This window comes from Lysinibacillus sp. FSL K6-4013 (assembly GCF_038630435.1).
GTDB classification, from domain to species: Bacteria; Bacillota; Bacilli; order Bacillales_A; family Planococcaceae; genus Lysinibacillus; species Lysinibacillus boronitolerans.
On the sequence record NZ_CP152031.1, the window covers coordinates 4,521,462 to 4,545,193 of the forward strand.

At 41.6% G+C, this 23,732-nt stretch carries 26 protein-coding genes, 2 rRNA genes and 2 pseudogenes; 4 read left to right on the forward strand and 26 right to left on the reverse strand.

Annotated features, from left to right (window positions below; translation table 11 throughout):
- Positions 1–55: 55 nt before the first annotated feature.
- A 23S ribosomal RNA gene (locus MHB39_RS22450) occupies positions 56–2,983 on the reverse strand.
- A 182-nt stretch (positions 2,984–3,165) separates the two neighbouring features.
- Positions 3,166–4,717: ribosomal RNA gene (locus tag MHB39_RS22455) — 16S ribosomal RNA — on the reverse strand.
- The 16S and 23S rRNA genes sit together here, the layout of an rRNA operon.
- 271 nt (positions 4,718–4,988) lie before the next feature.
- Here MHB39_RS22455 and MHB39_RS22460 point away from each other — a divergent pair.
- A complete protein-coding gene (locus MHB39_RS22460) occupies positions 4,989–5,645 on the forward strand; it encodes a hypothetical protein (protein ID WP_312124169.1) in 657 nt (218 codons plus the stop codon).
- A 36-nt stretch (positions 5,646–5,681) separates the two neighbouring features.
- On the opposite strand, the gene MHB39_RS22465 is transcribed toward MHB39_RS22460, so the two are convergent.
- Positions 5,682–6,356 (reverse strand): KinB-signaling pathway activation protein, encoded by a 675-nt coding sequence (locus tag MHB39_RS22465; RefSeq protein ID WP_342545439.1) that lies wholly within the window; start codon positions 6,354–6,356, stop codon positions 5,682–5,684.
- Between the two features lie 151 nt (positions 6,357–6,507).
- Between MHB39_RS22465 and gerD the strand changes: the two genes are divergently transcribed.
- Positions 6,508–7,116 carry a spore germination lipoprotein GerD gene (gerD, locus tag MHB39_RS22470; RefSeq protein WP_016994497.1) on the forward strand — a complete coding sequence of 203 codons (609 nt, stop codon included), beginning with the start codon at positions 6,508–6,510 and terminating at the stop codon, positions 7,114–7,116.
- A gap of 55 nt (positions 7,117–7,171) precedes the next feature.
- Here gerD and MHB39_RS22475 read toward each other — a convergent pair whose 3' ends face one another.
- The 3 genes and pseudogenes from MHB39_RS22475 to MHB39_RS22485 form a co-directional block, all read right to left on the reverse strand.
- Positions 7,172–8,227 carry a P-loop NTPase gene (locus tag MHB39_RS22475; protein ID WP_016994496.1) on the reverse strand — a complete coding sequence of 352 codons (1,056 nt, stop codon included), beginning with the start codon at positions 8,225–8,227 and terminating at the stop codon, positions 7,172–7,174.
- Between the two features lie 72 nt (positions 8,228–8,299).
- A complete protein-coding gene (locus MHB39_RS22480) occupies positions 8,300–9,013 on the reverse strand; it encodes an N-acetylmuramoyl-L-alanine amidase (RefSeq protein WP_342545441.1) in 714 nt (237 codons plus the stop codon).
- Positions 9,014–9,137: 124 nt separating this feature from the next.
- Positions 9,138–10,019 (reverse strand): annotated as a pseudogene (locus MHB39_RS22485) (DUF4822 domain-containing protein); the annotation flags it as partial.
- A 520-nt stretch (positions 10,020–10,539) separates the two neighbouring features.
- Between MHB39_RS22485 and MHB39_RS22490 the strand changes: the two are divergent.
- Positions 10,540–11,145 carry an ankyrin repeat domain-containing protein gene (locus tag MHB39_RS22490; protein WP_342545443.1) on the forward strand — a complete coding sequence of 202 codons (606 nt, stop codon included), beginning with the start codon at positions 10,540–10,542 and terminating at the stop codon, positions 11,143–11,145.
- A gap of 19 nt (positions 11,146–11,164) precedes the next feature.
- Positions 11,165–11,644, forward strand: coding sequence for a nucleoside deaminase (locus MHB39_RS22495; RefSeq protein ID WP_339280500.1), 480 nt, complete (start codon positions 11,165–11,167; stop codon positions 11,642–11,644).
- Between the two features lie 104 nt (positions 11,645–11,748).
- On the opposite strand, the gene rpsI is transcribed toward MHB39_RS22495, so the two are convergent.
- The 20 genes and pseudogenes from rpsI to rplF all read right to left on the reverse strand — a co-directional run bounded on the left by rpsI (position 11,749) and on the right by rplF (position 23,708).
- Positions 11,749–12,141 carry a 30S ribosomal protein S9 gene (gene rpsI, locus MHB39_RS22500; protein WP_004233744.1) on the reverse strand — a complete coding sequence of 131 codons (393 nt, stop codon included), beginning with the start codon at positions 12,139–12,141 and terminating at the stop codon, positions 11,749–11,751.
- A 25-nt stretch (positions 12,142–12,166) separates the two neighbouring features.
- Positions 12,167–12,604 carry a 50S ribosomal protein L13 gene (rplM, locus tag MHB39_RS22505; RefSeq protein ID WP_004233742.1) on the reverse strand — a complete coding sequence of 146 codons (438 nt, stop codon included), beginning with the start codon at positions 12,602–12,604 and terminating at the stop codon, positions 12,167–12,169.
- Between the two features lie 178 nt (positions 12,605–12,782).
- Entirely contained in the window at positions 12,783–13,523 is a 741-nt protein-coding gene (gene truA / locus MHB39_RS22510; protein WP_016994491.1) for a tRNA pseudouridine(38-40) synthase TruA, read from the reverse strand.
- A 13-nt stretch (positions 13,524–13,536) separates the two neighbouring features.
- Positions 13,537–14,334 carry an energy-coupling factor transporter transmembrane protein EcfT gene (locus MHB39_RS22515; protein ID WP_016994490.1) on the reverse strand — a complete coding sequence of 266 codons (798 nt, stop codon included), beginning with the start codon at positions 14,332–14,334 and terminating at the stop codon, positions 13,537–13,539.
- The gene (locus tag MHB39_RS22520; RefSeq protein ID WP_016994489.1) at positions 14,331–15,203 is read right to left on the reverse strand and encodes an energy-coupling factor ABC transporter ATP-binding protein; all 873 of its coding nucleotides are present in this window, start codon (positions 15,201–15,203) and stop codon (positions 14,331–14,333) included. Before MHB39_RS22520 ends, MHB39_RS22515 begins: the two co-directional genes overlap by 4 nt.
- Entirely contained in the window at positions 15,179–16,024 is an 846-nt protein-coding gene (locus tag MHB39_RS22525) for an energy-coupling factor ABC transporter ATP-binding protein (protein WP_016994488.1), read from the reverse strand. Before MHB39_RS22525 ends, MHB39_RS22520 begins: the two co-directional genes overlap by 25 nt.
- A gap of 427 nt (positions 16,025–16,451) precedes the next feature.
- Positions 16,452–16,832, reverse strand: coding sequence for a 50S ribosomal protein L17 (rplQ, locus tag MHB39_RS22530; RefSeq protein WP_008181938.1), 381 nt, complete (start codon positions 16,830–16,832; stop codon positions 16,452–16,454).
- Between the two features lie 57 nt (positions 16,833–16,889).
- Positions 16,890–17,834 carry a DNA-directed RNA polymerase subunit alpha gene (locus MHB39_RS22535; protein WP_004233733.1) on the reverse strand — a complete coding sequence of 315 codons (945 nt, stop codon included), beginning with the start codon at positions 17,832–17,834 and terminating at the stop codon, positions 16,890–16,892.
- 139 nt (positions 17,835–17,973) lie between these two features.
- The gene (rpsK, locus tag MHB39_RS22540; protein ID WP_004233731.1) at positions 17,974–18,363 is read right to left on the reverse strand and encodes a 30S ribosomal protein S11; all 390 of its coding nucleotides are present in this window, start codon (positions 18,361–18,363) and stop codon (positions 17,974–17,976) included.
- Between the two features lie 25 nt (positions 18,364–18,388).
- A complete protein-coding gene (gene rpsM / locus MHB39_RS22545; protein ID WP_004233729.1) occupies positions 18,389–18,754 on the reverse strand; it encodes a 30S ribosomal protein S13 in 366 nt (121 codons plus the stop codon).
- A 24-nt stretch (positions 18,755–18,778) separates the two neighbouring features.
- Positions 18,779–18,892, reverse strand: coding sequence for a 50S ribosomal protein L36 (gene rpmJ, locus MHB39_RS22550; RefSeq protein ID WP_000868344.1), 114 nt, complete (start codon positions 18,890–18,892; stop codon positions 18,779–18,781).
- Between the two features lie 37 nt (positions 18,893–18,929).
- Positions 18,930–19,148 carry a translation initiation factor IF-1 gene (gene infA, locus MHB39_RS22555; protein WP_004233690.1) on the reverse strand — a complete coding sequence of 73 codons (219 nt, stop codon included), beginning with the start codon at positions 19,146–19,148 and terminating at the stop codon, positions 18,930–18,932.
- An 86-nt stretch (positions 19,149–19,234) separates the two neighbouring features.
- Positions 19,235–19,312, reverse strand: a pseudogene (locus MHB39_RS22560) (type I methionyl aminopeptidase); the annotation flags it as partial.
- Between the two features lie 249 nt (positions 19,313–19,561).
- Positions 19,562–20,215 carry an adenylate kinase gene (locus MHB39_RS22565; RefSeq protein ID WP_016992655.1) on the reverse strand — a complete coding sequence of 218 codons (654 nt, stop codon included), beginning with the start codon at positions 20,213–20,215 and terminating at the stop codon, positions 19,562–19,564.
- Between the two features lie 70 nt (positions 20,216–20,285).
- Positions 20,286–21,581: a preprotein translocase subunit SecY gene (gene secY, locus MHB39_RS22570; RefSeq protein WP_004233672.1), complete on the reverse strand. Its 1,296-nt coding sequence runs from the start codon at positions 21,579–21,581 to the stop codon at positions 20,286–20,288.
- Entirely contained in the window at positions 21,581–22,021 is a 441-nt protein-coding gene (gene rplO, locus MHB39_RS22575) for a 50S ribosomal protein L15 (protein WP_004233670.1), read from the reverse strand. Before rplO ends, secY begins: the two co-directional genes overlap by 1 nt.
- Positions 22,022–22,055: 34 nt before the next feature.
- Entirely contained in the window at positions 22,056–22,238 is a 183-nt protein-coding gene (gene rpmD, locus MHB39_RS22580; RefSeq protein WP_004233668.1) for a 50S ribosomal protein L30, read from the reverse strand.
- A 13-nt stretch (positions 22,239–22,251) separates the two neighbouring features.
- Positions 22,252–22,755, reverse strand: coding sequence for a 30S ribosomal protein S5 (rpsE, locus tag MHB39_RS22585; RefSeq protein ID WP_016992656.1), 504 nt, complete (start codon positions 22,753–22,755; stop codon positions 22,252–22,254).
- Positions 22,756–22,776: 21 nt separating this feature from the next.
- Positions 22,777–23,136, reverse strand: a complete 360-nt coding sequence (rplR, locus tag MHB39_RS22590) for a 50S ribosomal protein L18 (protein ID WP_004233662.1) — start codon at positions 23,134–23,136, stop codon at positions 22,777–22,779.
- Positions 23,137–23,168: 32 nt separating this feature from the next.
- A complete protein-coding gene (gene rplF, locus MHB39_RS22595) occupies positions 23,169–23,708 on the reverse strand; it encodes a 50S ribosomal protein L6 (protein WP_048395570.1) in 540 nt (179 codons plus the stop codon).
- Positions 23,709–23,732 lie beyond the last annotated feature (24 nt).

Consider the following 23,732-nt stretch of genomic DNA (forward strand, 5'->3'; position numbering starts at 1 on the left):
GAAAGATTTATTCTTTCAAAACTGGATAAACGGTGCATTGAATGTTTCAAACGTTTTGGTTAAGTCCTCGATCGATTAGTATTCGTCAGCTCCATGTGTCACCACACTTCCACCTCGAACCTATCTACCTCATCGTCTTTGAGGGATCTTACTTACTTGCGTAATGGGAAATCTCATCTTGAGGGGGGCTTCATGCTTAGATGCTTTCAGCACTTATCCCGTCCACACATAGCTACCCAGCGATGCCTTTGGCAAGACAACTGGTACACCAGCGGTGTGTCCATCCCGGTCCTCTCGTACTAAGGACAGCTCCTCTCAAATTTCCTACGCCCACGACGGATAGGGACCGAACTGTCTCACGACGTTCTGAACCCAGCTCGCGTACCGCTTTAATGGGCGAACAGCCCAACCCTTGGGACCGACTACAGCCCCAGGATGCGATGAGCCGACATCGAGGTGCCAAACCTCCCCGTCGATGTGGACTCTTGGGGGAGATAAGCCTGTTATCCCCGGGGTAGCTTTTATCCGTTGAGCGATGGCCCTTCCATGCGGAACCACCGGATCACTAAGCCCGTCTTTCGACCCTGCTCGACTTGTAGGTCTCGCAGTCAAGCTCCCTTGTGCCTTTACACTCTACGAATGATTTCCAACCATTCTGAGGGAACCTTTGGGCGCCTCCGTTACCTTTTAGGAGGCGACCGCCCCAGTCAAACTGTCCGCCTGACACTGTCTCCTGCCCCGCTAAGGGGCATGGGTTAGAATTTCAATACAACCAGGGTAGTATCCCACCGACGCCTCCTTCGAAGCTGGCGCTCCGAGATCTCTGGCTCCTACCTATCCTGTACAAGTTGTACCAAAATTCAATATCAGGCTACAGTAAAGCTCCACGGGGTCTTTCCGTCCTGTCGCGGGTAACCTGCATCTTCACAGGTACTATAATTTCACCGAGTCTCTCGTTGAGACAGTGCCCAGATCGTTACGCCTTTCGTGCGGGTCGGAACTTACCCGACAAGGAATTTCGCTACCTTAGGACCGTTATAGTTACGGCCGCCGTTTACTGGGGCTTCAATTCGCAGCTTCGCTTGCGCTAACCACTCCTCTTAACCTTCCAGCACCGGGCAGGCGTCAGCCCCTATACGTCACCTTACGGTTTTGCAGAGACCTGTGTTTTTGCTAAACAGTCGCCTGGGCCTATTCACTGCGGCTCTCATGCGCTTGCACGCTCAAGAGCACCCCTTCTCCCGAAGTTACGGGGTCATTTTGCCGAGTTCCTTAACGAGAGTTCTCTCGCACACCTTAGGATTCTCTCCTCGACTACCTGTGTCGGTTTGCGGTACGGGCACCTCTCACCTCGATAGAGGCTTTTCTTGGCAGTGTGAAATCAGGAACTTCGTCCATACGGACTCGCCATCACAGCTCAACGTTACAGTGTGCGGATTTGCCTACACACACGCCTTACTGCTTGGACGCGCACAACCAACGGCGCGCTTACCCTATCCTACTGCGTCCCCCCATTTCTCAAACGGTGAGGAGGTGGTACAGGAATATCAACCTGTTGTCCATCGCCTACGCCTATCGGCCTCGGCTTAGGTCCCGACTAACCCTGAGCGGACGAGCCTTCCTCAGGAAACCTTAGTCATACGGTGGACGGGATTCTCACCCGTCTTTCGCTACTCATACCGGCATTCTCACTTCTAAGCGCTCCACCAGTCCTTCCGGTCTGACTTCAACGCACTTAGAACGCTCTCCTACCACTGACATCGTAGATGTCAATCCACAGCTTCGGTGAATCGTTTAGCCCCGATACATTTTCGGCGCAGCGTCACTCGACCAGTGAGCTATTACGCACTCTTTAAATGATGGCTGCTTCTAAGCCAACATCCTGGTTGTCTGTGCAACGCCACATCCTTTTCCACTTAACGATTACTTTGGGACCTTAGCTGGTGGTCTGGGCTGTTTCCCTTTTGACTACGGATCTTATCACTCGCAGTCTGACTCCCGTGTATAAATATCTGGCATTCGGAGTTTGTCTGAATTCGGTAAACCGGGATGGCCCCCTAGTCCAAACAGTGCTCTACCTCCAGTATTCTCATCACGAGGCTAGCCCTAAAGCTATTTCGGAGAGAACCAGCTATCTCCAAGTTCGATTGGAATTTCTCCGCTACCCACACCTCATCCCCGCACTTTTCAACGTGCGTGGGTTCGGGCCTCCAGTAAGTGTTACCTCACCTTCACCCTGGACATGGGTAGATCACCTGGTTTCGGGTCTACGACCACGTACTACTTCGCCCTATTCAGACTCGCTTTCGCTGCGGCTCCGCCTTCTAAAGCTTAACCTTGCACGTAATCGTAACTCGCCGGTTCATTCTACAAAAGGCACGCTATCACCCATTAACGGGCTCTAACTACTTGTAGGCACACGGTTTCAGGATCTCTTTCACTCCCCTTCCGGGGTGCTTTTCACCTTTCCCTCACGGTACTGGTTCACTATCGGTCACTAGGTAGTATTTAGCCTTGGGAGATGGTCCTCCCGGATTCCGACGGAATTTCACGTGTTCCGCCGTACTCAGGATCCACTCAGGAGAGAACGAACTTTCGACTACAGGGCTTTTACCTGCTCTGGCGGACCTTTCCAAGTCGCTTCATCTAACTCGCTCTTTTGTAACTCCGTATAGAGTGTCCTACAACCCCAAGAGGCAAGCCTCTTGGTTTGGGCTCTTCCCGTTTCGCTCGCCGCTACTCAGGGAATCGATTTTTCTTTCTCTTCCTCCAGGTACTTAGATGTTTCAGTTCCCTGGGTCTGCCTTCAAGACGCTATGTATTCACGTCAAGATACTACGCGATTAAACGTAGTGGGTTCCCCCATTCGGAAATCTCCGGATCAAAGCTCACTTACAGCTCCCCGAAGCATATCGGTGTTAGTGCCGTCCTTCTTCGGCTCCTAGTGCCAAGGCATTCGCCGTGCGCCCTTAATAACTTAACCAAGTTATTAAGCCTATAAAAAAACTTAAAAAATAAATGTGTTTGTTACAATTTCAATGTCGTTTTATCCAGTTTTCAAAGAACAAGTTTTGAAGTATTTCATTCAGAAAGAATGAACCTTCAAAACTGAACGCAAAACGTAATCTTACAAACCCAAGGTTTGTATTCCGAAATAATCCTTAGAAAGGAGGTGATCCAGCCGCACCTTCCGATACGGCTACCTTGTTACGACTTCACCCCAATCATCTATCCCACCTTCGGCGGCTGGCTCCAAAAGGTTACCTCACCGACTTCGGGTGTTACAAACTCTCGTGGTGTGACGGGCGGTGTGTACAAGGCCCGGGAACGTATTCACCGCGGCATGCTGATCCGCGATTACTAGCGATTCCGGCTTCATGTAGGCGAGTTGCAGCCTACAATCCGAACTGAGAACGACTTTATCGGATTAGCTCCCTCTCGCGAGTTGGCAACCGTTTGTATCGTCCATTGTAGCACGTGTGTAGCCCAGGTCATAAGGGGCATGATGATTTGACGTCATCCCCACCTTCCTCCGGTTTGTCACCGGCAGTCACCTTAGAGTGCCCAACTAAATGATGGCAACTAAGATCAAGGGTTGCGCTCGTTGCGGGACTTAACCCAACATCTCACGACACGAGCTGACGACAACCATGCACCACCTGTCACCGTTGCCCCCGAAGGGGAAACTATATCTCTACAGTGGTCAACGGGATGTCAAGACCTGGTAAGGTTCTTCGCGTTGCTTCGAATTAAACCACATGCTCCACCGCTTGTGCGGGCCCCCGTCAATTCCTTTGAGTTTCAGTCTTGCGACCGTACTCCCCAGGCGGAGTGCTTAATGCGTTAGCTGCAGCACTAAGGGGCGGAAACCCCCTAACACTTAGCACTCATCGTTTACGGCGTGGACTACCAGGGTATCTAATCCTGTTTGCTCCCCACGCTTTCGCGCCTCAGCGTCAGTTACAGACCAGAAAGTCGCCTTCGCCACTGGTGTTCCTCCAAATCTCTACGCATTTCACCGCTACACTTGGAATTCCACTTTCCTCTTCTGCACTCAAGTCCCCCAGTTTCCAATGACCCTCCACGGTTGAGCCGTGGGCTTTCACATCAGACTTAAAGGACCGCCTGCGCGCGCTTTACGCCCAATAATTCCGGACAACGCTTGCCACCTACGTATTACCGCGGCTGCTGGCACGTAGTTAGCCGTGGCTTTCTAATAAGGTACCGTCAAGGTACAGCCAGTTACTACTGTACTTGTTCTTCCCTTACAACAGAGTTTTACGATCCGAAAACCTTCTTCACTCACGCGGCGTTGCTCCATCAGGCTTTCGCCCATTGTGGAAGATTCCCTACTGCTGCCTCCCGTAGGAGTCTGGGCCGTGTCTCAGTCCCAGTGTGGCCGATCACCCTCTCAGGTCGGCTACGCATCGTCGCCTTGGTGAGCCGTTACCTCACCAACTAGCTAATGCGCCGCGGGCCCATCCTATAGCGACAGCCGAAACCGTCTTTTAGTCTTTCGCCATGAAGCAAAAGAGATTATTCGGTATTAGCCCCGGTTTCCCGGAGTTATCCCAAACTATAGGGTAGGTTGCCCACGTGTTACTCACCCGTCCGCCGCTAACGTCAAAGGAGCAAGCTCCTTTTCTGTTCGCTCGACTTGCATGTATTAGGCACGCCGCCAGCGTTCGTCCTGAGCCAGGATCAAACTCTCCATAAAAGAAATTTGATTAGCTCAAATTGTTTTGCTGGCATCATGTTTGATGTCCAAAATTGTGTTTCGTTTACTAACTCAAGGTTAGCTACTAAAAACTTTATTGATTACGTTTTGCTTGTTCAGTTTTCAAGGTTCATGTTTTCTTTATTTCGTTGTCACCTCTTGGCGACTTATACATAATAACATCGATTATTCATGAAAGTCAACACTAAATCATAAGTTTTTTTAAGGAGATTCATTTTTTATTTTATATTTTAGAAACGAGGTTATCATTATGGTCCGTAAAACGTTGATTTCACTGCTTTTAATCGTAACGCTCTTTGCCTTTCTAAAGCCTATAAATTCAACGATGATTTCTGTATTCAATATTGCGAATGCACCAGTAGTGGTCACGAAAGGACATTATGGCATATCTCTGATTGTAGAGATTTCTTTCTCTGATGACTCTCTATTAGAATGGCTACAAACGGTGAAGGAGCCTTACCCACTTCTACTTTTAGATGCCGACTGGATTAAACGGTCACCCGATCATTTAAAAATTATCCAACAACGAAAATTGCCTACAGGATTACTTGGGCCGGATGATTCAGTAGAAGAACCCGTTGATATTGCGCTCATCCAAAAGGATATTGATACTTACGAAAAATATTTAAAAGAAAAACCTTTATGGTTTGCTACCCGAAATCATCAATATTCACAGGATATACAGAAAGCTTTATTCCAACAACAAATGAATTTACTATCTCCTTCTCTTATTTGGCAAGGTGATAAAACTCCGAAATTACAAAAAGGGGATTTTGTCTTTTTCCCACTACACCAAAAAAATCAAATATCCTTTAAAGAGCTTAACACGCTAATACAACAACATAAGTTTATGTCGATTGAAGAAAATATATTTGGTTATAAAGTTCAAACTAAAAAAGCCCCATAAAAAAATTGCCTCCACTAGAGTGGGGCAATTTTTTCCTTATGCGTTTTTAGCCTGTTCACGACGAGCTTTACGGCGTGCTTCTAATTTTTGACGATCCTCATCGGATTTTGCATTATATTTAGGTAATACTAATAATTGATACGCATTAACCGCCAATAACGGGAATAATAAAAGCGCAACATACTCATTAATATTTTCATCTCGACCCATCAATGCAATTGTCCATTCCAACGTTGTAATGACAACCATAAAGAATAGTGCAGAAATCATTACATGTTTTTTCCCTGTTAATTTTACTTTTTGAACAGCTGTTGCTATGGCCCCAAAGATGAGCACAATTAATAGTCCTACATAGAACAACCAGCTTTGCCCATCCTTAACTCCAGGAATAAAGCGGAAGAAAATAATATCGAAAATCGTAATGGCAATTAATAATAGTTGTACCCAATTCCATAATGTCAGTGTTCTAAAAATATTAACACCTACCTGATGAAGTGTTAAATAAGCGAAAAAGCCAGCTTGTGCAATAACACTCATTGTAAACCCTAAGAAAACCATCCATAAAAGTCCTGCGAAAAACTCACCCCATTGACCGTTTGCTATGTATGGTTGGAAGAATTCCCAGCGAATAAATAAACTAAAAACTCCGTTGACTGCACCACCAACGAGCATTGCAAAGAAGAAAAACTTTGCCCAATTTCGTATCGTCACAACTAAAAGTCCCCCAATTTCTCAATATATCTGTCCTTATTTTATCAATGCCTTGTTAAAAAAGCTATTTCTCATCCTAACCAATACATAAAGTCCTCAGAAATGTGAACAATAATTGAAAGAGTCTCTCTAGAGAAAGGACTGATTGCCGATGCGAAAATTCACCTTATTACTGATTCTAATGCTTTTTCTTTCTGCCTGTTCACAAGATAAAACCTCTACCATGTCCTATGATGAAATAAAAAAAATCATGATTGACTCTTTGCAAACAGAGGATGGTAAAAAGGCATTGCGACAGCTTTTGGAGGAGCCAAGTTTCCGTGAGCTCTTGATTTTAGAGCATGATGAAGTGAAAAAGGCTACCGAGGAAACTTTACTTTCCAAGGAAGCAGAAGACTTTTGGAAAAAAACCTTTGAAGATCCAAAGTTTAAAGAAACTGTTGCGAAAAGTATGCAAAAACAGCAACAGGATATTATGAAGAACTTAATAAAAGATCCGACTTTCCAAAAGGATATGGAGGCATTTTTCGGGCAGCCCGATATGCAAAAGCAGTTGGAGACTATCCTTAAATCTTCCAATATGCGCAAGCAAATGGAGGAAGTCGTAAAGGAAACGATCGAAAGCCCTTTAATGCAATCTAAATGGCAGGAACTTATTAAAAAGAGTGGCGAAACAAGTTCATCAGGAAGTGGCAATAAGAAAGAAGCAAGTGGCGATAGCGGTGGTGGATCGGGTAAGGAACAAAAAGGTACCGAGTAACCTTGGTAATGTAAAAACGGATTTCCCCATAAAAGTGGTGGAAATCCGTTTTTTATTATTTATTTAATTTACCGATGATTTTGGTAGCAATATCTAAATAAATTTGTCCTGTTGTATGTTTTTCAGCATATACAGAAGGAGCAAAATCTTCATCTGTCCAATCTGGTTGCCCAAGCGGGATTTGTCCAAGTAGCTCTGTACGTAATTCATCAGCTAGCTTTGGACCTCCTCCTTGCCCAAAGACAAATTCTCGGTCACCTGATTTAGATTCAAACCATGCCATGTTTTCGATAACACCTAAAATTTCATGGTCTGTTTGAAGCGCCATTGCCCCTGCACGTGCCGCAACAAATGCTGCTGTTGGGTGTGGTGTTGTTACAACAATTTCTTTTGATGAAGGTAACATTTGATGGATATCTAATGCAACGTCACCTGTGCCAGGAGGTAAATCTAATAATAGATAATCTAATTCACCCCACTCCACATCACGGAAGAACTGATCTAATACTTTACCCAGCATTGGACCACGCCATACGATCGGTGCGTTATTTTCCACAAAGAACCCCATTGAAATCATTTTTACCCCAAAGCGATCTACTGGGAAAATACGATTATCGACTACTTTAGGCATATCCGTCACACCCATCATATCAGGCACACTAAATCCATAAATATCTGCGTCAATTAAGCCGACTTTCTTTCCTAGTCGAGCTAAAGCAACAGCTAAGTTAACTGATACCGTCGATTTACCTACTCCACCTTTACCAGAAGCAATTGAAATTACTTGTACTGTGCTTAGCGGTGATAAAATATCCTGTGCTTCTGACTCTGTTGCTGTACCACGGAAGCTTTGTAATTTTTCTGTTGAAAGTTCTTCAAAGCGGATACCAACCGTGTTTGCACCCGCTTCTTTCAACACCTCAACAACTTTCATTTGTAGTTGTAATTGTTCAGGTGTATTCAGTTTAGCAATGGCAATTTTTACACTGACATGATTTTTTTCTTCTTTTATTGCTACGTTCGTTATACCATCTGTTTCTGCAAGCGATTTATGTAAAAATGGATCTTGTAGTTGTCCTAGTATTTCTCGTACTTGTTGTTCAGTAATCACGACGAACACTCCCCTTATATTGTCTCAATATTAGTATATCATAATGATTTGATTTACGTTGTAGATGTTGCTCTACTCAATTTTAGCTAATAAATAGTCTTCTATACCTTCAACTATGGCATCTGCCATTTTTTCTTGATACTTTTTATCAACTAATAATGCTCGTTCCTCATCATTACTAATAAAACCAGTCTCTACTAAAGCTGCAGGTACTTCCGCTTTCTTCAATAAATAGATTTGCTTAATTGACAATGCTTCACGGTCTGTATTTTTTAAATTTGTACGAATTGCTTGTTGAATACTCTTGGCAAGAATCTCTCCATCAGCATGTCCTTCCTTATGGTAAAATACCTGTGCGCCACGCCATTTTGTTTCAGGTATGGCATTTGCATGAATAGTTATAAATACATCAGGCTTTTCCTTTTCCACGATATCCTTTCTTAAGAAGATATCTTGCTTTTTCCGTTCTCTCATTGTTCCATATTTTTCTGATGGCGCATGCTCATCTATTACATCCCCATTTTTTGTTCGTGTCATTATAACCGTTGCGCCTTTTTTCTTTAATTGCTTCTCTACATGCTGAGCAATTGCAAGTGTAATATCCTTTTCAATCACTTCGCCCTTTGAAGCTCCTCCATCCTCACCACCATGCCCTGCATCAATGACAATTTTTATGCCACCAAGTGGGTCCGGTAAGAAGAAGTTACGGTCCGAAGCATTTGTTTCATATGCCACGACCACTATACTCATAAGCATAATTACTCCTAGTGCAAGCCAGCGCTTCACCCATATCCACCACCCTTTTACATTTAGTGTACGAAATTAATGGATAAACTATGCCAGAAAGTAAAAAAAACTCCCAAGTCGCAAACTTGAGAGTTTTCTTCTATATTAAGGAAGGAAGAACAACTTATTGTATTGTAAAGGTAGGGTTAAATTCACCTGTATATGGTTCATGCTCAACAAATACAGTTATTTCATTACCCTCTTTGTCTTTACCTGTTCGTTTATACGTGAACTTCTTATCGTTGATTTCTGTAATTTCAAGAGCGACACCATACTTATTATCACCGATAGAAACATGCGCTCTTATTTTATTATCATGAATGACATCAAAGTAACCATAGTCTCCACGACTTTCACCTGTTTCAGGATTGAAGAACTCATATCTATTTGTATTTGCATCATACTTTGCAATGCTGATGAAATTTGAATTGAATTCTGTTACATCATTACCCGCTTCATCTAACACAACAGTTCCATGCCATAATGTATCAGCTAAAATTTTGTCTCCGTCCACGTCTGTAACAATATCACCTGTTGAAGCATCTAACGTTTTATCGGAATCTGTAAATGCCAGTTCCTTTTCTTTATAAGGTATATGTTCCACGAATACTTCCACATCATTGCCTGTAGCATCTTTACCCATTCTTTTATAGGTAAAGATACTATCGTTTAGCTCAGTGATCTCGACAACCGCTTGGTATTTTTTCGATTCTGAAATTAATATTCTTTGTTTCCCATCATTTGTGATAAAGAATGTCCCTTTATCGTCACGGCTTTCACCTGTAGCAGCGTCAAAGAATTCATAATGACCTGTCTGAGCATCATATTTTGCTAACCCAATGAAATTTGCGTTCTCAGCTGTTAAGTCATTATTATCTTTGTCGTAAACTTTTGTACCTTGCCAATTTGTACCACTTAGAATATTAGCCATTTCTTGTCCCTTTGTTAATTGCTCTTTGGCAGTATTTTCTGTTGAAGCACTTTCGGTTTTGACTTCCTCACTATTCGTTGTATAGCCTTTTGTAGGCGCCTTATCTTGACATGCTGCCAGTAATGCTATTGCTGCAACAGATACTATTAATAATTTTTTCATAACTACTTACCTCCATCGGTTAGTTTATATTTGGAGTTACATCAAACCTATAACGATAATTTTTTAAAATGAAAGGTTTGTTGTACCTTCTGAAACTATATTAAAGTGGAATGTTAAACCCCCCCTAAATAATTTCTTAAAAAAACATAAACTTATACGAAAATATTTTTAATATATATTAAATCTGCACAGAAATAGTGTTGTCTATGTAAAAAGCTAATGATTATTTTCTAGATCTTCTTAATCTCCAGCAAATACCTTCCTATTATTTATTATATGAAAAAACTAAGCACAGCATATTTTTTTAATATTACTCGTACAATTCGTAACGTGTTACCATATTTTTATAAACGAAAAAGTAGGATACAGTTATATACACTAGTCATTTGGCTGTTATATTGCTGGACACCTCCAAAGAAAAGAAGGTGGAAAAATGAATGATCAATTTATACTTTCAGCAGCGAACGGTGATACTGACAAAGTATTAGCACTTCTGCAAAATGGCATCAATATTAATATAACGGATCAGAATGGAAGAACGGCTGTTTTAGCTGCCACTTATAATAATCAGGTGGATACTGTGAAGGTGCTCATTGAACATGGTGCAGATATTAATATTCGAGATAATAACCTTGAGAACGTACTTTTGCATGCAGGGGCATCAGGCTATTTAGAAATCGTTAAACTTGCCATAGCGGCAGGGGCAGATACAAAGCTGACTAATCGCTTTGGTGGAATTGCCATCATCCCTGCAGCAGAACGCGGGCATGTTGAGGTAGTTCGAGAGCTACTTAATCACTCAGACATTGATGTCAATCACATTAATAATTTGCATTGGACTGCTCTATTGGAGGCAGTCATATTAGGCAGTGGCGGGGAAAAGCATCAAGAAATTGTGCAATTATTAGTAGATTATGGTGCTGATATGTCTATCGGAGATCGAGATGGTGTCACGCCATTGCAGCATGCAAAAAAACTAGGCTTTTATGACATTGAGCAAATTTTAAAAGAAGCTGCATCCGAACGAAATAATGGTTAACACATAAGGAGGTTTTTTCATGATCCAGGACGTAGATCTAAAGCATCTAGAGAGATGCATCGAGCTTGCCAAAAATGCGCTGGAAGCAGGAGATGAGCCCTTTGGTTCGATACTTGTAAATTCAAATGGCGAGATACTGGCAGAAGAACAAAATCGTGTATCGGGCGGGGATCACACACAGCACCCAGAGTTTGCATTAGCACGCTGGGCAGCACAAAATATGAGTCTCGAGGAAAGAGGCTCAGCAACCGTTTACACTTCTGGAGAACATTGTCCAATGTGTGCTGCAGCCCATGGATGGGTTGGGCTTGGAAGAATTGTTTACGCTAGCTCATCTAAACAGTTAGCGCAATGGCTAAATGAGATGGGTATCATTTCTACATCACGAGTTCGTAATTTATCCATTCATGAAGTCATTCAAGATACTATTATAGATGGCCCCGTTCCTGCATTAGCCGAGCAGGTGCATCAACTTCATCTTCAGTTTCATAAGAAATAGTGTTAAGCAATCTTTGAAGTAACTTCAAAGATTGCTTTTTATGATGGAATGACAAAAGACTCCTTCCACGAAAGTAGAAAGAGTCTTTGTATAGAAAGCAGATATTAACGTTTTGAGAACTGAGGTGCACGACGAGCGCCGCGTAGACCTGGTTTTTTACGTTCTTTCATGCGTGAATCACGAGTAAGTAATCCAGCTGATTTTAATGCAGCACGGAAATCTGGGTCTACTTGAAGTAGAGCACGAGCGATACCGTGACGAACAGCACCAGCTTGACCAGTGTATCCACCACCGTTAACGTTTACGTGGATATCATAGCTTCCTGTAGTTTCAGTAGCTACTAATGGTTGTTTAATTACTTCGCGTAATGCAGCGAATGGTACGTATTCTTCGATTTCACGTTTGTTGATAACAATTTTACCTGTACCTGGTACTAAACGTACGCGAGCTACAGAGCTTTTACGGCGACCAGTGCCGATGTATTGAACTTGTGCCAAAGTAATATCCTCCTCTTAATTTATATTATCCGCGAAGCTCGTATGCTTCTGGTTTTTGTGCAGCATGTGGATGCTCTGTTCCAGTGTAAACATTAAGTTTAGTGAACATTTTACGACCTAAAGAGTTTTTAGGAAGCATTCCTTTAACTGCTAATTCGATCATTCTTGTTGGGTATTTATCTAACATTTCACCAGCAGTACGTGTTTTTAAACCACCCGCAAATTGAGTATGGTGACGGTATAGTTTACCCTCTAATTTGTTACCAGTTAAATGGATTTTGTCAGCGTTGATGATGATTACGTGATCACCTGTATCAACGTTTGGTGTGAATGTTGGTTTATGTTTACCACGTAAGATTGCAGCTACTTCAGAAGCTAAACGTCCAAGAGTTTGGCCTTCTGCATCAACTACTAACCATTTACGGTCTACTTCGTGACCTTTAGCCATGAATGTTGTACGCATGTATATATCCTCCTAATCGATTCGATTACCGTTATTTTTCATTAGACTACACTATAAGTTTCGGGGCTTATTTGTGGTGGTAATGAAAATACCATCTGTTATCATATAATGAATGACTTTTAAAGTCAAGCAATTTCATTAAACACCTGGTGAAGTTGTTCAGAATTGTAGAACGCCACTAATAGAACACTTTTTCTAAGTACAGCCCTTGTGGTGGTGCGGTTTTTCCCGCCTTATCACGATTACCTGAAGCAACTACCTCGGACACATTTTCAATCATACGTCGACCTATGCCAACCTCCCAAAGAGTACCTGCAATAATACGCACCATATTATATAAGAAGCCATTCCCTTCAATCACCATATGTAGCTCTTCACCATGCCATTCAAATTGCAATAATGTTACTGTGCGTACTTTATCTTTCACACTTGTATTCGCCGCGCAAAAACAAGAAAAGTCATGTGTACCAATAATAGCCTTAGCTGCCTCTTGCATCGCCTCTACGTTAGGTTTGACTCCATTTGTCTCTACAGTATAATATCTGCGGAATGGACTTTGGATAGGCTCACAAGACCAAATATAGCGATATCTTTTTCCAGCCACGTCATAACGCGCATGAAAGTCATGAGCCACTTCCTCTACCGATAATACACGAATATCTCGTGGCAGTTGCACATTCAAAGCCTTACTATACTTTTCTACAGGTATGCCAAGTGGTGTGTCGAAATGCAATGTTTGCCCTGTCGCATGTACTTTAGCATCTGTACGACCACTTGCAGTTACCTTAACCGATTCTCCCTTATGCATAATGGCTAGAACACGCTCAAGCTCAGCCTGCACTGTACGTTCCCCTGGCTGTATCTGATAGCCTGAAAAAAGTGTTCCATCATAGCTAATAATTACTTTTAATCGTCGCATATAGCCTACTCCTTTAACTTCTATAGAAGAATAGCAATACGCCTATTGCTACTAATAACACAAGCGCAAATGTGTCCCCCATATCCCATTTTAACCTGCGGTACCTAGTGCGCCCTTCACCACCGCGATAGCCTCTTACTTCCATCGCTGTTGCTAAATCCTCAGCCCGTTTAAATGCACTGACAAAGAGAGGCACAAGCAATGGTACTACTGCCTTTATACGGTCCTTAATTGGCCCAGATGATAAATCAGAGCCCCTTGCCATCTGTGCCTTCATAATTTTATCCGTCTCATCCATTAAGGTTGGAATGAAGCGTAATGAGATGGACATCATTAAAGCCAATTCATGGACGGGTACTTTTATTGCTTTTAAGGGATTCAGCAGAACCTCGATACCGTCTGTTATGGAAATTGGTGATGTTGTAAGGGTTAAGATTGACGTCATAAATACTAATACTAGAAAACGAATTGAGATAAATATCCCCCGCCTAATCCCTTCATCATAAATCGTAATGAATTTTGATTCAAACACAGGGACGCCTTCCTTCGTCATAAAAATATGGAGAAGGAATGTAAAGGCCATTAAAAAGAGCACTGGTTTGAGTCCATTAATTAAAAAATAAAGGCGAATGCGCGATATTAATACAATCAGTAGCGTGAATGCGAGTAACATCGCATACGTCACGGTATTATTGGCTAAAAACACAATAATAATAAAGGCGAACACAAAGATCAGCTTTGACCGTGGATCAAGCTTGTGTACGGGTGAGTCACCAGGTAAGAAGCGACCAAAGATCATTTTTTCCATCATGACTCTGCACGCTCCTCTCTAAGTGCTTGAGCAATTTCAGCAGCAAGCTCTTCCTCTGTTAAGCAAACCTTAGACAAGGAATGACCCATCATGTGTTCAATCTTTTGCTGAAAGCGGACAATACGTGGAGGCTCTAGACGGAATTTCTTTAATGTTTCAACATCTTTAAAAATAATTCGTGGTGTTCCACTTAAGACATTCTTTCCTTCATGCATGATCACAATATTATCTGCGTACCGAGCTGCATCCTCCATACTATGGGTTACTAGAATGGTTGTAAGATGACGTTCTTGATGGAGCTGATAAAACATATCCATAATTTCCTTTTGACCTCGTGGATCAAGACCTGCTGTTGGTTCATCTAAGACAATAACCTCAGGATCCATCGCCAAAACACCTGCAATCGCTACACGACGCATTTGACCACCTGATAAATCGAAAGGTGATTTATCCAAAACACTATCAGGCAAACCGACTAAGCTGACAAGTTCTCTTGCACGAGCTTCCGCCTCCTCCTCTGATATACCAAAGTTCATTGGGCCAAACATAATATCCTTTAACACTGTTTCTTCAAAAAGTTGATGCTCTGGAAATTGAAAGACAATGCCCACCTTTTGTCTTACAGCTTTTAAATCCTTTGCTTTTTTCCCAGCTATAATAAGTCGATCTCCTATATGTACTTCTCCTGAAGTAGGTCTTAGAAGCGCGTTAAAATGCTGCAGAATCGTTGATTTTCCAGAACCCGTATGGCCAATTATCGCTTGATACGTATGAGATGGAATGTCAAAATCTACATCGAATAATGCCCGTTTTTCAAAGGGGGTTCCTTGTGCATAGGCATAGCTTACTTGTTGAAGTTTGATGTCCATAAATCATTCACCAACTCTTCTTCTGTCATATGTTGCCCCATTAATGGAACACCTTCCTTTTGCAATAGCTTTGATAACTTCAAGGCAAATGGCAAATCTAGTCCAAATTCAACTAGCTTGTCTCCAAGTGCAAAGATTTCAGCAGGTGTACCTTCTGCAAATTTCTTACCATCATTCATAAAAAGAACACGATCTGCTAACATTGCCTCTTCTAAATCATGGGTAATAGATAAAACTGTTAATCCTGTTTCTGCACGTAATGTTTGCACCGTTTGTAACACCTCTGCACGACCCTGAGGATCTAACATGGATGTAGCCTCATCTAAAATTAAAAGCTTCGGCTTTAAAGCAAGTGCCCCAGCAATGGCTACACGCTGTTTTTGTCCACCAGATAAATGATGTGGCTCATGGTCTAAAAACTGACTCATTTTTACCTGTTCGAGTGCCGCATGTACACGTTTCACCATTTCTTCAAAAGGGATACCGTTGTTTTCCAAAGCAAATGCTACATCATCCTGTACCGTTGCCCCAACGAATTGATTGTCAGGGTTTTGAAAAACCATTCCCATCAAGGAGCGAGATTCCCAAAGATTTTCTTCATTTAAAGGTTCTCGTAATATTCGTACATCCCCCTGTTGAGGAAACAATAAACCATTCATCAGCTTGGCAATGGTGGACTTACCAGAACCATTATGTCCTACAATAGCAATCCACTCACCTTCATCAACAGCAAAACTAACATTTTCTACAGCATTACGACTGTTTTGAATTTCTGGTGTATATGAAAAAGTCACATTATTTAAAGATAAAATTTCAGGCATATCTAGAACTCCTCTCTCTAAGCTCAGCTCTACTAACTAACTTACACTTTTTTATGTATGAATTCTACTACAATCCGTATGTCGATAAAAGAAAAATACTACAATAGCAACTCAAATTGATAATGGACTAATTGAATTACAAAATAACGCCCATATATTAAAAAAAGCACCACAAATTGGCGCCATCTAATCTAATAAAAAAGCGCGCACCTCATTCGATAGAAATGCGCTAGTCGTTACATTTACAAGAAATATGGGTGCTCAAGCCCTTATTTCTCCTGAATGAGGTGCGGAGAGCTAAACGAGACGCCACACTAATAAGTGTCCGCTCATCATAACGCTCAGCTTAATTATTTGTCGTATAAATCATTTATAAAGAAAGAGGGTGGTGATTCCCACCCTCTTCACCACAAGTTTTCTCTTATGATTAAACTAGTTCAATCACAACAACAGGTGCACCGTCGCCACGACGAGGACCTACTTTAAGAATACGAGTGTAACCACCTTGACGCTCAGCATAACGTGGTGCAACATCATCAAATAACTTTTGAAGTGCAAATGATGTTGATTCGTTACCTTCTGCATCAGTCGTTGTTACTAGTTCACGACGGATAAATGCAGCAGCTTGACGGCGTGCATGTAAATCTCCGCGTTTACCTAAAGTAATCATTTTTTCAACAGCTTTACGTACTTCTTTAGCGCGAGCCTCAGTAGTTTCGATACGCTCGTTGATGATTAAATCAGTAGCTAAGTCACGTAACATCGCTTTACGTTGAGAACTTGTACGACCAAGTTTTCTGTAACCCATGGATGTTTCCCTCCTTTATAGAAAAAAATCTGATCTTGTTAGTTGTGTTTAAATCGCTTAGTCTTCTTTGCGTAATCCTAAACCAAGCTCTTCTAACTTCGCTTTTACTTCTTCTAATGACTTGCGTCCAAGGTTACGAACTTTCATCATGTCGTCTTCTGATTTATTCGCAAGTTCTAGTACTGTATTAATACCAGCGCGTTTTAAACAGTTATAAGAACGAACAGAAAGATCAAGTTCTTCAATAGTCATCTCTAAAACTTTTTCTTTTTGATCTTCTTCTTTTTCGACCATGATTTCAGCAGTTTGTGCCTCATCTGTCATGCCAACGAAGATGTTAAGATGCTCGGTTAAAATTTTTGCTCCGAGCGAAATCGCCTCTTTCGGACCGATGCTGCCATCTGTCCACACATCAAGAGAAAGTTTGTCGTAGTCAGAAGACTGACCAACACGAGTATTTTCCACTTGGAAATTGACGCGTGATACTGGAGTGTAAATAGAGTCGATCGGGATCACGCCGATAGGAAGATCCTCACGTTTGTTTTGATCAGCAGGAGTGTAACCACGGCCGCGTTGTGCATACATACGCATACGTAAATGACCGTTTTTAGCGATTGTTGCAATATATAGATCTGGGTTTAAAATTTCTACGTCACTGTCATGTGTAATGTCAGCAGCCGTAACTGTACCATCGCCTTTAACATCAATCTCAATAACTTTTTCTTCGTCAGAGTAGATTTTAAGAGCTAGTTTTTTCACGTTCAAAATGATTGAAGCTACATCTTCTACTACGCCTTCTACAGTTGAGAATTCGTGAAGAACACCATCAATTTGAATTGAAGTGACAGCAGCTCCTGGTAATGAAGACAGAAGGATACGACGTAAAGAATTACCCAAAGTGTTTCCATATCCGCGTTCAAGCGGTTCTACAACAAACTTTCCATATTTGGAATCTTCGCTGATCTCCACCGTTTCAATCTTTGGTTTTTCAATTTCGATCATTTTATTTACCCTCCTTCAAAACATCGAATGTATAGGTTCTTTCCATCATAGATTCGATCGTCAATGACGTATCGTTTATTATCTGCACAAGACAGTCTGTACAAAAAATGATGTTCTCATACAATATGAGACGCACCCATTACACGCGACGACGTTTTGGCGGACGGCAACCATTGTGAGGAACTGGAGTAACGTCTTTAATAGCAGTTACTTCTAAACCAGCAGCTTGAAGTGCACGAATAGCAGCTTCACGACCAGCACCAGGACCTTTAACAGTTACTTCCAACGTTTTCAGACCATGTTCAAGGGATGTTTTAGCAGCAGTTTCTGCAGCCATTTGAGCAGCGAATGGTGTAGATTTACGTGAACCACGGAAACCAAGAGCACCAGCACTTGACCAAGATACAGCATTACCTTGCATATCTGTAATCGTTACGATTGTATTGTTAAATGTAGAACGAATGTGTGCAATACCAGATTCGATATTCTTTTTCACACGACGTTTACGAGTTTGTTGTTTACGAGCCATGTTAAGAAGGAACCTCCTTTACCAATTATTTTTTCTTGTTCGCAACTGTTTTACGAGGACCTTTACGCGTACGCGCATTGTTCTTCGTATTTTGACCACGAACAGGTAAGCCACGACGGTGACGGATACCACGGAATGAACCGATTTCCATCAGACGTTTAATATTTAATGAAGTTTCGCGACGTAAGTCACCTTCAAGTTTGTAAGAATCTAATTGTTCACGGATTTTGTTTAACTCATCTTCAGTTAAGTCGCGTACGCGTGTATCTTCTGAAATACCTGCATCAGCTAGTACTTTCTGAGCTGTAGTTTTACCAATACCGAAAATGTACGTTAATGAAATTACCACGCGTTTGTCGCGAGGAATATCAACACCAGCAATACGTGCCATGTACGTTGTGCACCTCCTTTAGAATTAACCTTGTTTTTGTTTATGTTTAGGATTTTCACAGATTACCATTACTTTACCGCGTCGGCGAATTACTTTACATTTTTCGCAGATCGGTTTCACAGATGGTCTCACTTTCATCTAACCTAACCTCCTTAGTAGTCCGGAGCGCAAAAGATTATTTAAAACGGTATGTGATACGACCGCGAGTTAAATCATAAGGAGATAACTCAATAGTAACCTTATCTCCAGGTAGAATACGGATAAAGTGCATACGAATCTTACCAGATACGTGTGCTAGAATCACATGTCCATTTTCTAATTCTACCTTAAACATCGCGTTTGGCAAAGTCTCAACAACTGTCCCTTCGACTTCAATTACATCATCTTTCGCCATCTACTCTGTCTCCTCTCTATATGCAAATTAAAGTTCTCATCGTTACATCAAACGGATATCTGCTGCAACTTTAGAAGCAACCTCGTTTCAACATATGTTTGGATTGTATGAGAGATGTTTGAAAGACGCTCGTCTGGTTTCGCTTCACACAATCCACGGAATATACAGAACCAGTAAGGGCACTGAATCTCCCATGTTTACACGAATACCGGAATGTCTTGGATGAGATATTCATACCCGTTACACAGATGCTTCCACGAAACCCATTATACTCCTCCAAAAGGTATGTTGCACTTTTTAGAAGAAATATATACCGGGCACAATATGCTTTTGCAACTCTCAAAAAAATTATGTTTCGTTGTTGCTCCCGCATGCCTCCCGCGGAAGCAGTACTCTGCGCCCGGAGCCGGGTATCAGCTGCGGCTGCCCTGTAATAGAGCATCAAGATCAGCAAACACTTTGTTAATATCTTGCTGTCCATCTATATTAGTTAACACGCCTTTAGCTTGATAGAAATCAAGTAGAGGTTGTGCTTGTTTCATATTTACTTCCAGACGGTTCGCAACCGTTTCAGGATTATCATCTGCACGTGTATAAAGCTCGCCACCATCTTTATCACATTTCCCTTCCTCGGCAGGAGGATTGAAAATTAAATGATAAGATGTACCACAAGTTTTACAAATACGTCTACCTGAAAGACGAGCAATTAGCTCATCCTTTTCAACTTGAATGTTTAATGTATGCTCAATAGCTTTACCTAGATCAGCAAGAATGCTATCTAAAGCTTCAGCTTGAGGAACAGTACGTGGGAAACCATCTAATAAGAATCCTTTTTCACAATCAGGTTTAGCCAGTCGCTCACGAACAATACCAATCGTTACTTCATCAGGTACAAGTGCACCTTGATCCATAAACGACTTAGCTTGTAAGCCTAGTTCAGTACCTTCTTTAATTGCAGCACGGAACATATCGCCTGTAGAAATATGAGGAATTGCGTACTTCTCAACAATTTTATCTGCCTGAGTACCTTTACCAGCACCTGGCAGACCCATTAAAACGATATTCATTAGGAAATATTCCTCCCACAAAAGGTTTGCTGATTAAAGGAAACGATGGAACGTTCCCTAAAAACCAACATTATTTCATAAAGCCTTTGTAGTGACGTTTAACAAGTTGAGATTCTAGCTGCTTCATCGTTTCGAGCGCTACGCCGACTACGATAATAATACTAGTACCACCGATCTGCACTGAGGCAGGTAGATTCATAAAGTTTATGAATATAACCGGCATTACTGAAATAACAGTTAAGAAAATCGCGCCGACAAATGTCAGACGATATAACACGCTTGTTAAATACGTTTGAGTGTTTTCACCAGGACGAATACCTGGAATATAAGCACCTTGCTTTTTCAAGTTATCTGCCACATTTTCTGGATTCACTTGTACGAATGCATAGAAATATGTGAATGCGATGATTAATGCCACATAAATAATCATTCCAACAGGTTTTGTATGATCAAACGTGTTATTAATGAAGGTTGTAACATTATTTTCACCGAAGAACGGAACTAACGTACGAGGTGTCATCAGAAACGCTGAAGCAAAGATTACTGGAATAACCCCTGCAGCATTTACTTTTAACGGTAAATGCGTTTGTTGACCACCAGTTTGTTGATTTCGCCCAGTAACTCGTTTTGCATATTGAATTGGAATTTTACGTAGTGCTTGTTGCACGTAGATAACTCCAATAACAACAGCAAGCAAGATTAAAACAAGTAGACCAAGGATAATTAGGTTGATAAATAGCTTATCACCAGCACCCTCGATTTGTTGTGCATAGATTTGGTTGATACCTGTAGGTAATGCCGCAACGATACCTGCGAAAATTACAACAGAAATACCATTACCAACGCCATGCGCAGTAATTTGATCAGCAAGCCATACTAGGAATGCTGTACCCGCTGTTAATACAATAGAGATTATAACATATGTTAAAACTCCTTCTTCCTTAATCAAAGAACCGCCGTACATTCTATTAAAACCGAATGACATCGCGAATGATTGAATAAAAGCAAGAATAATAGTAAAGTAGCGTGTAAATTGTGCAAGTTTACGTCTTCCGACTTCACCTTGCTTTGCCCATTCAGCAAACTTCGGTACTACGTCCATTTGCAATAACTGAACAATAATTGAGGCTGTGATGTAAGGCATAATCCCCATCGCAAAGATCGAGAAGTTCTTTAAAGCACCACCGCCAAAAGTATTGAGGAAACCAACGAGGTTAAACTCATCAGTTGCCTTTAATACATTAGCGTCAACGTTAGGTACTGGAATGAAAGTTCCAATACGGAAAACGATTAACATTAAAAGTGTGAAAATGATTTTATTTCTTATATCTCGAACACGCATAAAGTTAGAGATTGTCTGAAACATTAAATCACCTCAGTAGTTCCGCCGGCATTCTCGATTGCTTCTTTCGCTGAAGCTGAGAATTTATGAGCTTTGACAGTAAGCTTTTTATTAAGTGTTCCATTACCTAGAACTTTAATTCCAGCTTTTTCATTGCTCACTAGACCAGTTTCAAGTAATAATGCAGCAGTTACCTCTGCACCGTCTTCGAAACGGTTTAAAGCATCAAGGTTAACGATAGCGTATTCTTTACGGTTAATGTTCGTAAAGCCACGTTTTGGTAAACGACGGAATAATGGGTTCTGACCGCCTTCAAAGCCTGGGCGTACACCGCCACCAGAACGAGCGTTTTGACCTTTATGACCTTTACCTGCTGTTTTACCGTTACCAGAACCGATACCACGACCAACGCGGTTGCGTTGCTTACGAGAACCTTCTGCTGGTTTTAACTCATGCAGTTTCATAGTGGGTGGCACCTCCTTGTTCAATAATTAGAAATTAAATTTCTTTTACAGTAACTAAGTGAGCTACTTTATCAAGCATACCGCGAGTAGCTGCGTTATCAGCTTTCTCTACAGTTTGGTGTAATTTACGTAAACCTAAAGCTTCAACAGTTTTGCGTTGTGCAGGTTTAGTACCAATCACAGATTTAGTAAGGGTGATTTCTAATTTGTTAGCCATTATCTTTCCCCCCTTATCCTAATATTTCTTCCACTGATTTACCACGTAATTTAGCTACGTCCTCTACGCGTTTTAATTCAGTTAAACCTTGAATTGTTGCACGCACCATGTTAATTGGTGTGTTAGATCCAAGTGATTTTGAAAGAATATCAGTAATACCAGCAAGTTCTAGTACAGCACGTACTGGACCACCAGCGATAACCCCTGTACCAGGAGCAGCAGGTTTGATTAGGATTTCTCCTGCACCAAAGCGACCTTGCACTAAGTGTGGAGTTGTTCCACCTACGCGTGGCACTTCGATTAAGTTTTTCTTCGCGTCTTCAACAGCTTTGCGGATAGCATCTGGCACCTCTTGAGCTTTACCAGTACCGAAACCTACATGACCGTTTCTATCGCCAACTACAACTAATGCTGTGAAGCGGAAGCGACGTCCACCTTTAACAACTTTAGCAACGCGGTTAATAGTAACTACGCGTTCTTCAAGTTCTCCAAGTTTGTTTGCGTCAATACGACTCATGAAATGTGTCCCTCCTTCTTATTAAAATTCTAAACCGTTCTCACGTGCAGCTTCAGCTAAAGCTTTCACACGTCCATGATATAAGTAACCACCACGGTCAAATACTACAGCAGTAATATTTTTTTCCGCAGCGCGTTTTGCGATTGTTTCACCGACTTTAGTTGCTGCGTCAACATTGCTACCTGCACCTTCGAAACCATTTTCTTGAGAAGATGCGCTAACAATTGTTACGCCTGCTACGTCATCGATAAGTTGCGCGTAAATGTTCTTGTTAGAACGGAATACGTTTAAGCGTGGACGCTGAGCAGTACCCGAAATTTTAGAACGAACGCGAGCATGACGTTTTTTACGAACCTGATTTTTATCTTGTTTCGTAATCACAAGGGTCACTCCTTTCTAATGCTTAAGCTGCATTATTTACCTGTTTTACCTTCTTTACGACGAACATATTCGCCTTCATAACGAATACCTTTACCTTTATAAGGCTCTGGTGGACGAACGTCACGGATGTTAGATGCAAGAGCACCAACGCGTTCTTTACTAATACCTTTAACGATGATCTTAGTGTTTGAAGGAACTTCAATTTGTAGACCATCTTCAGGTGTGAACTCTACTGGATGAGAGTAACCTACGTTAAGTACAAGTTTATTACCTTGTAATTGCGCACGGTAACCTACACCGATAAGTTCTAAAGCTTTTTCGAAACCTGCAGAAACACCAGTAACCATGTTCGCAAGAAGCGCACGAGTAGTACCGTGGTTTGTGCGGTGTTCTTTTGAATCAGAAGGACGTACTACAGTGATTACGTTACCCTCTTGCTCAATTTTCATATCTTGGTGGAAAGAACGAACAAGTTCGCCTTTAGGACCTTTAACAGTAACAGTGTTGTCAGCTGCAACAGTAACAGTTACGTTAGCTGGTACCTCGATAATTTTTTTACCTACACGAGACATTTAGTTGCACCTCCATTCATTTAT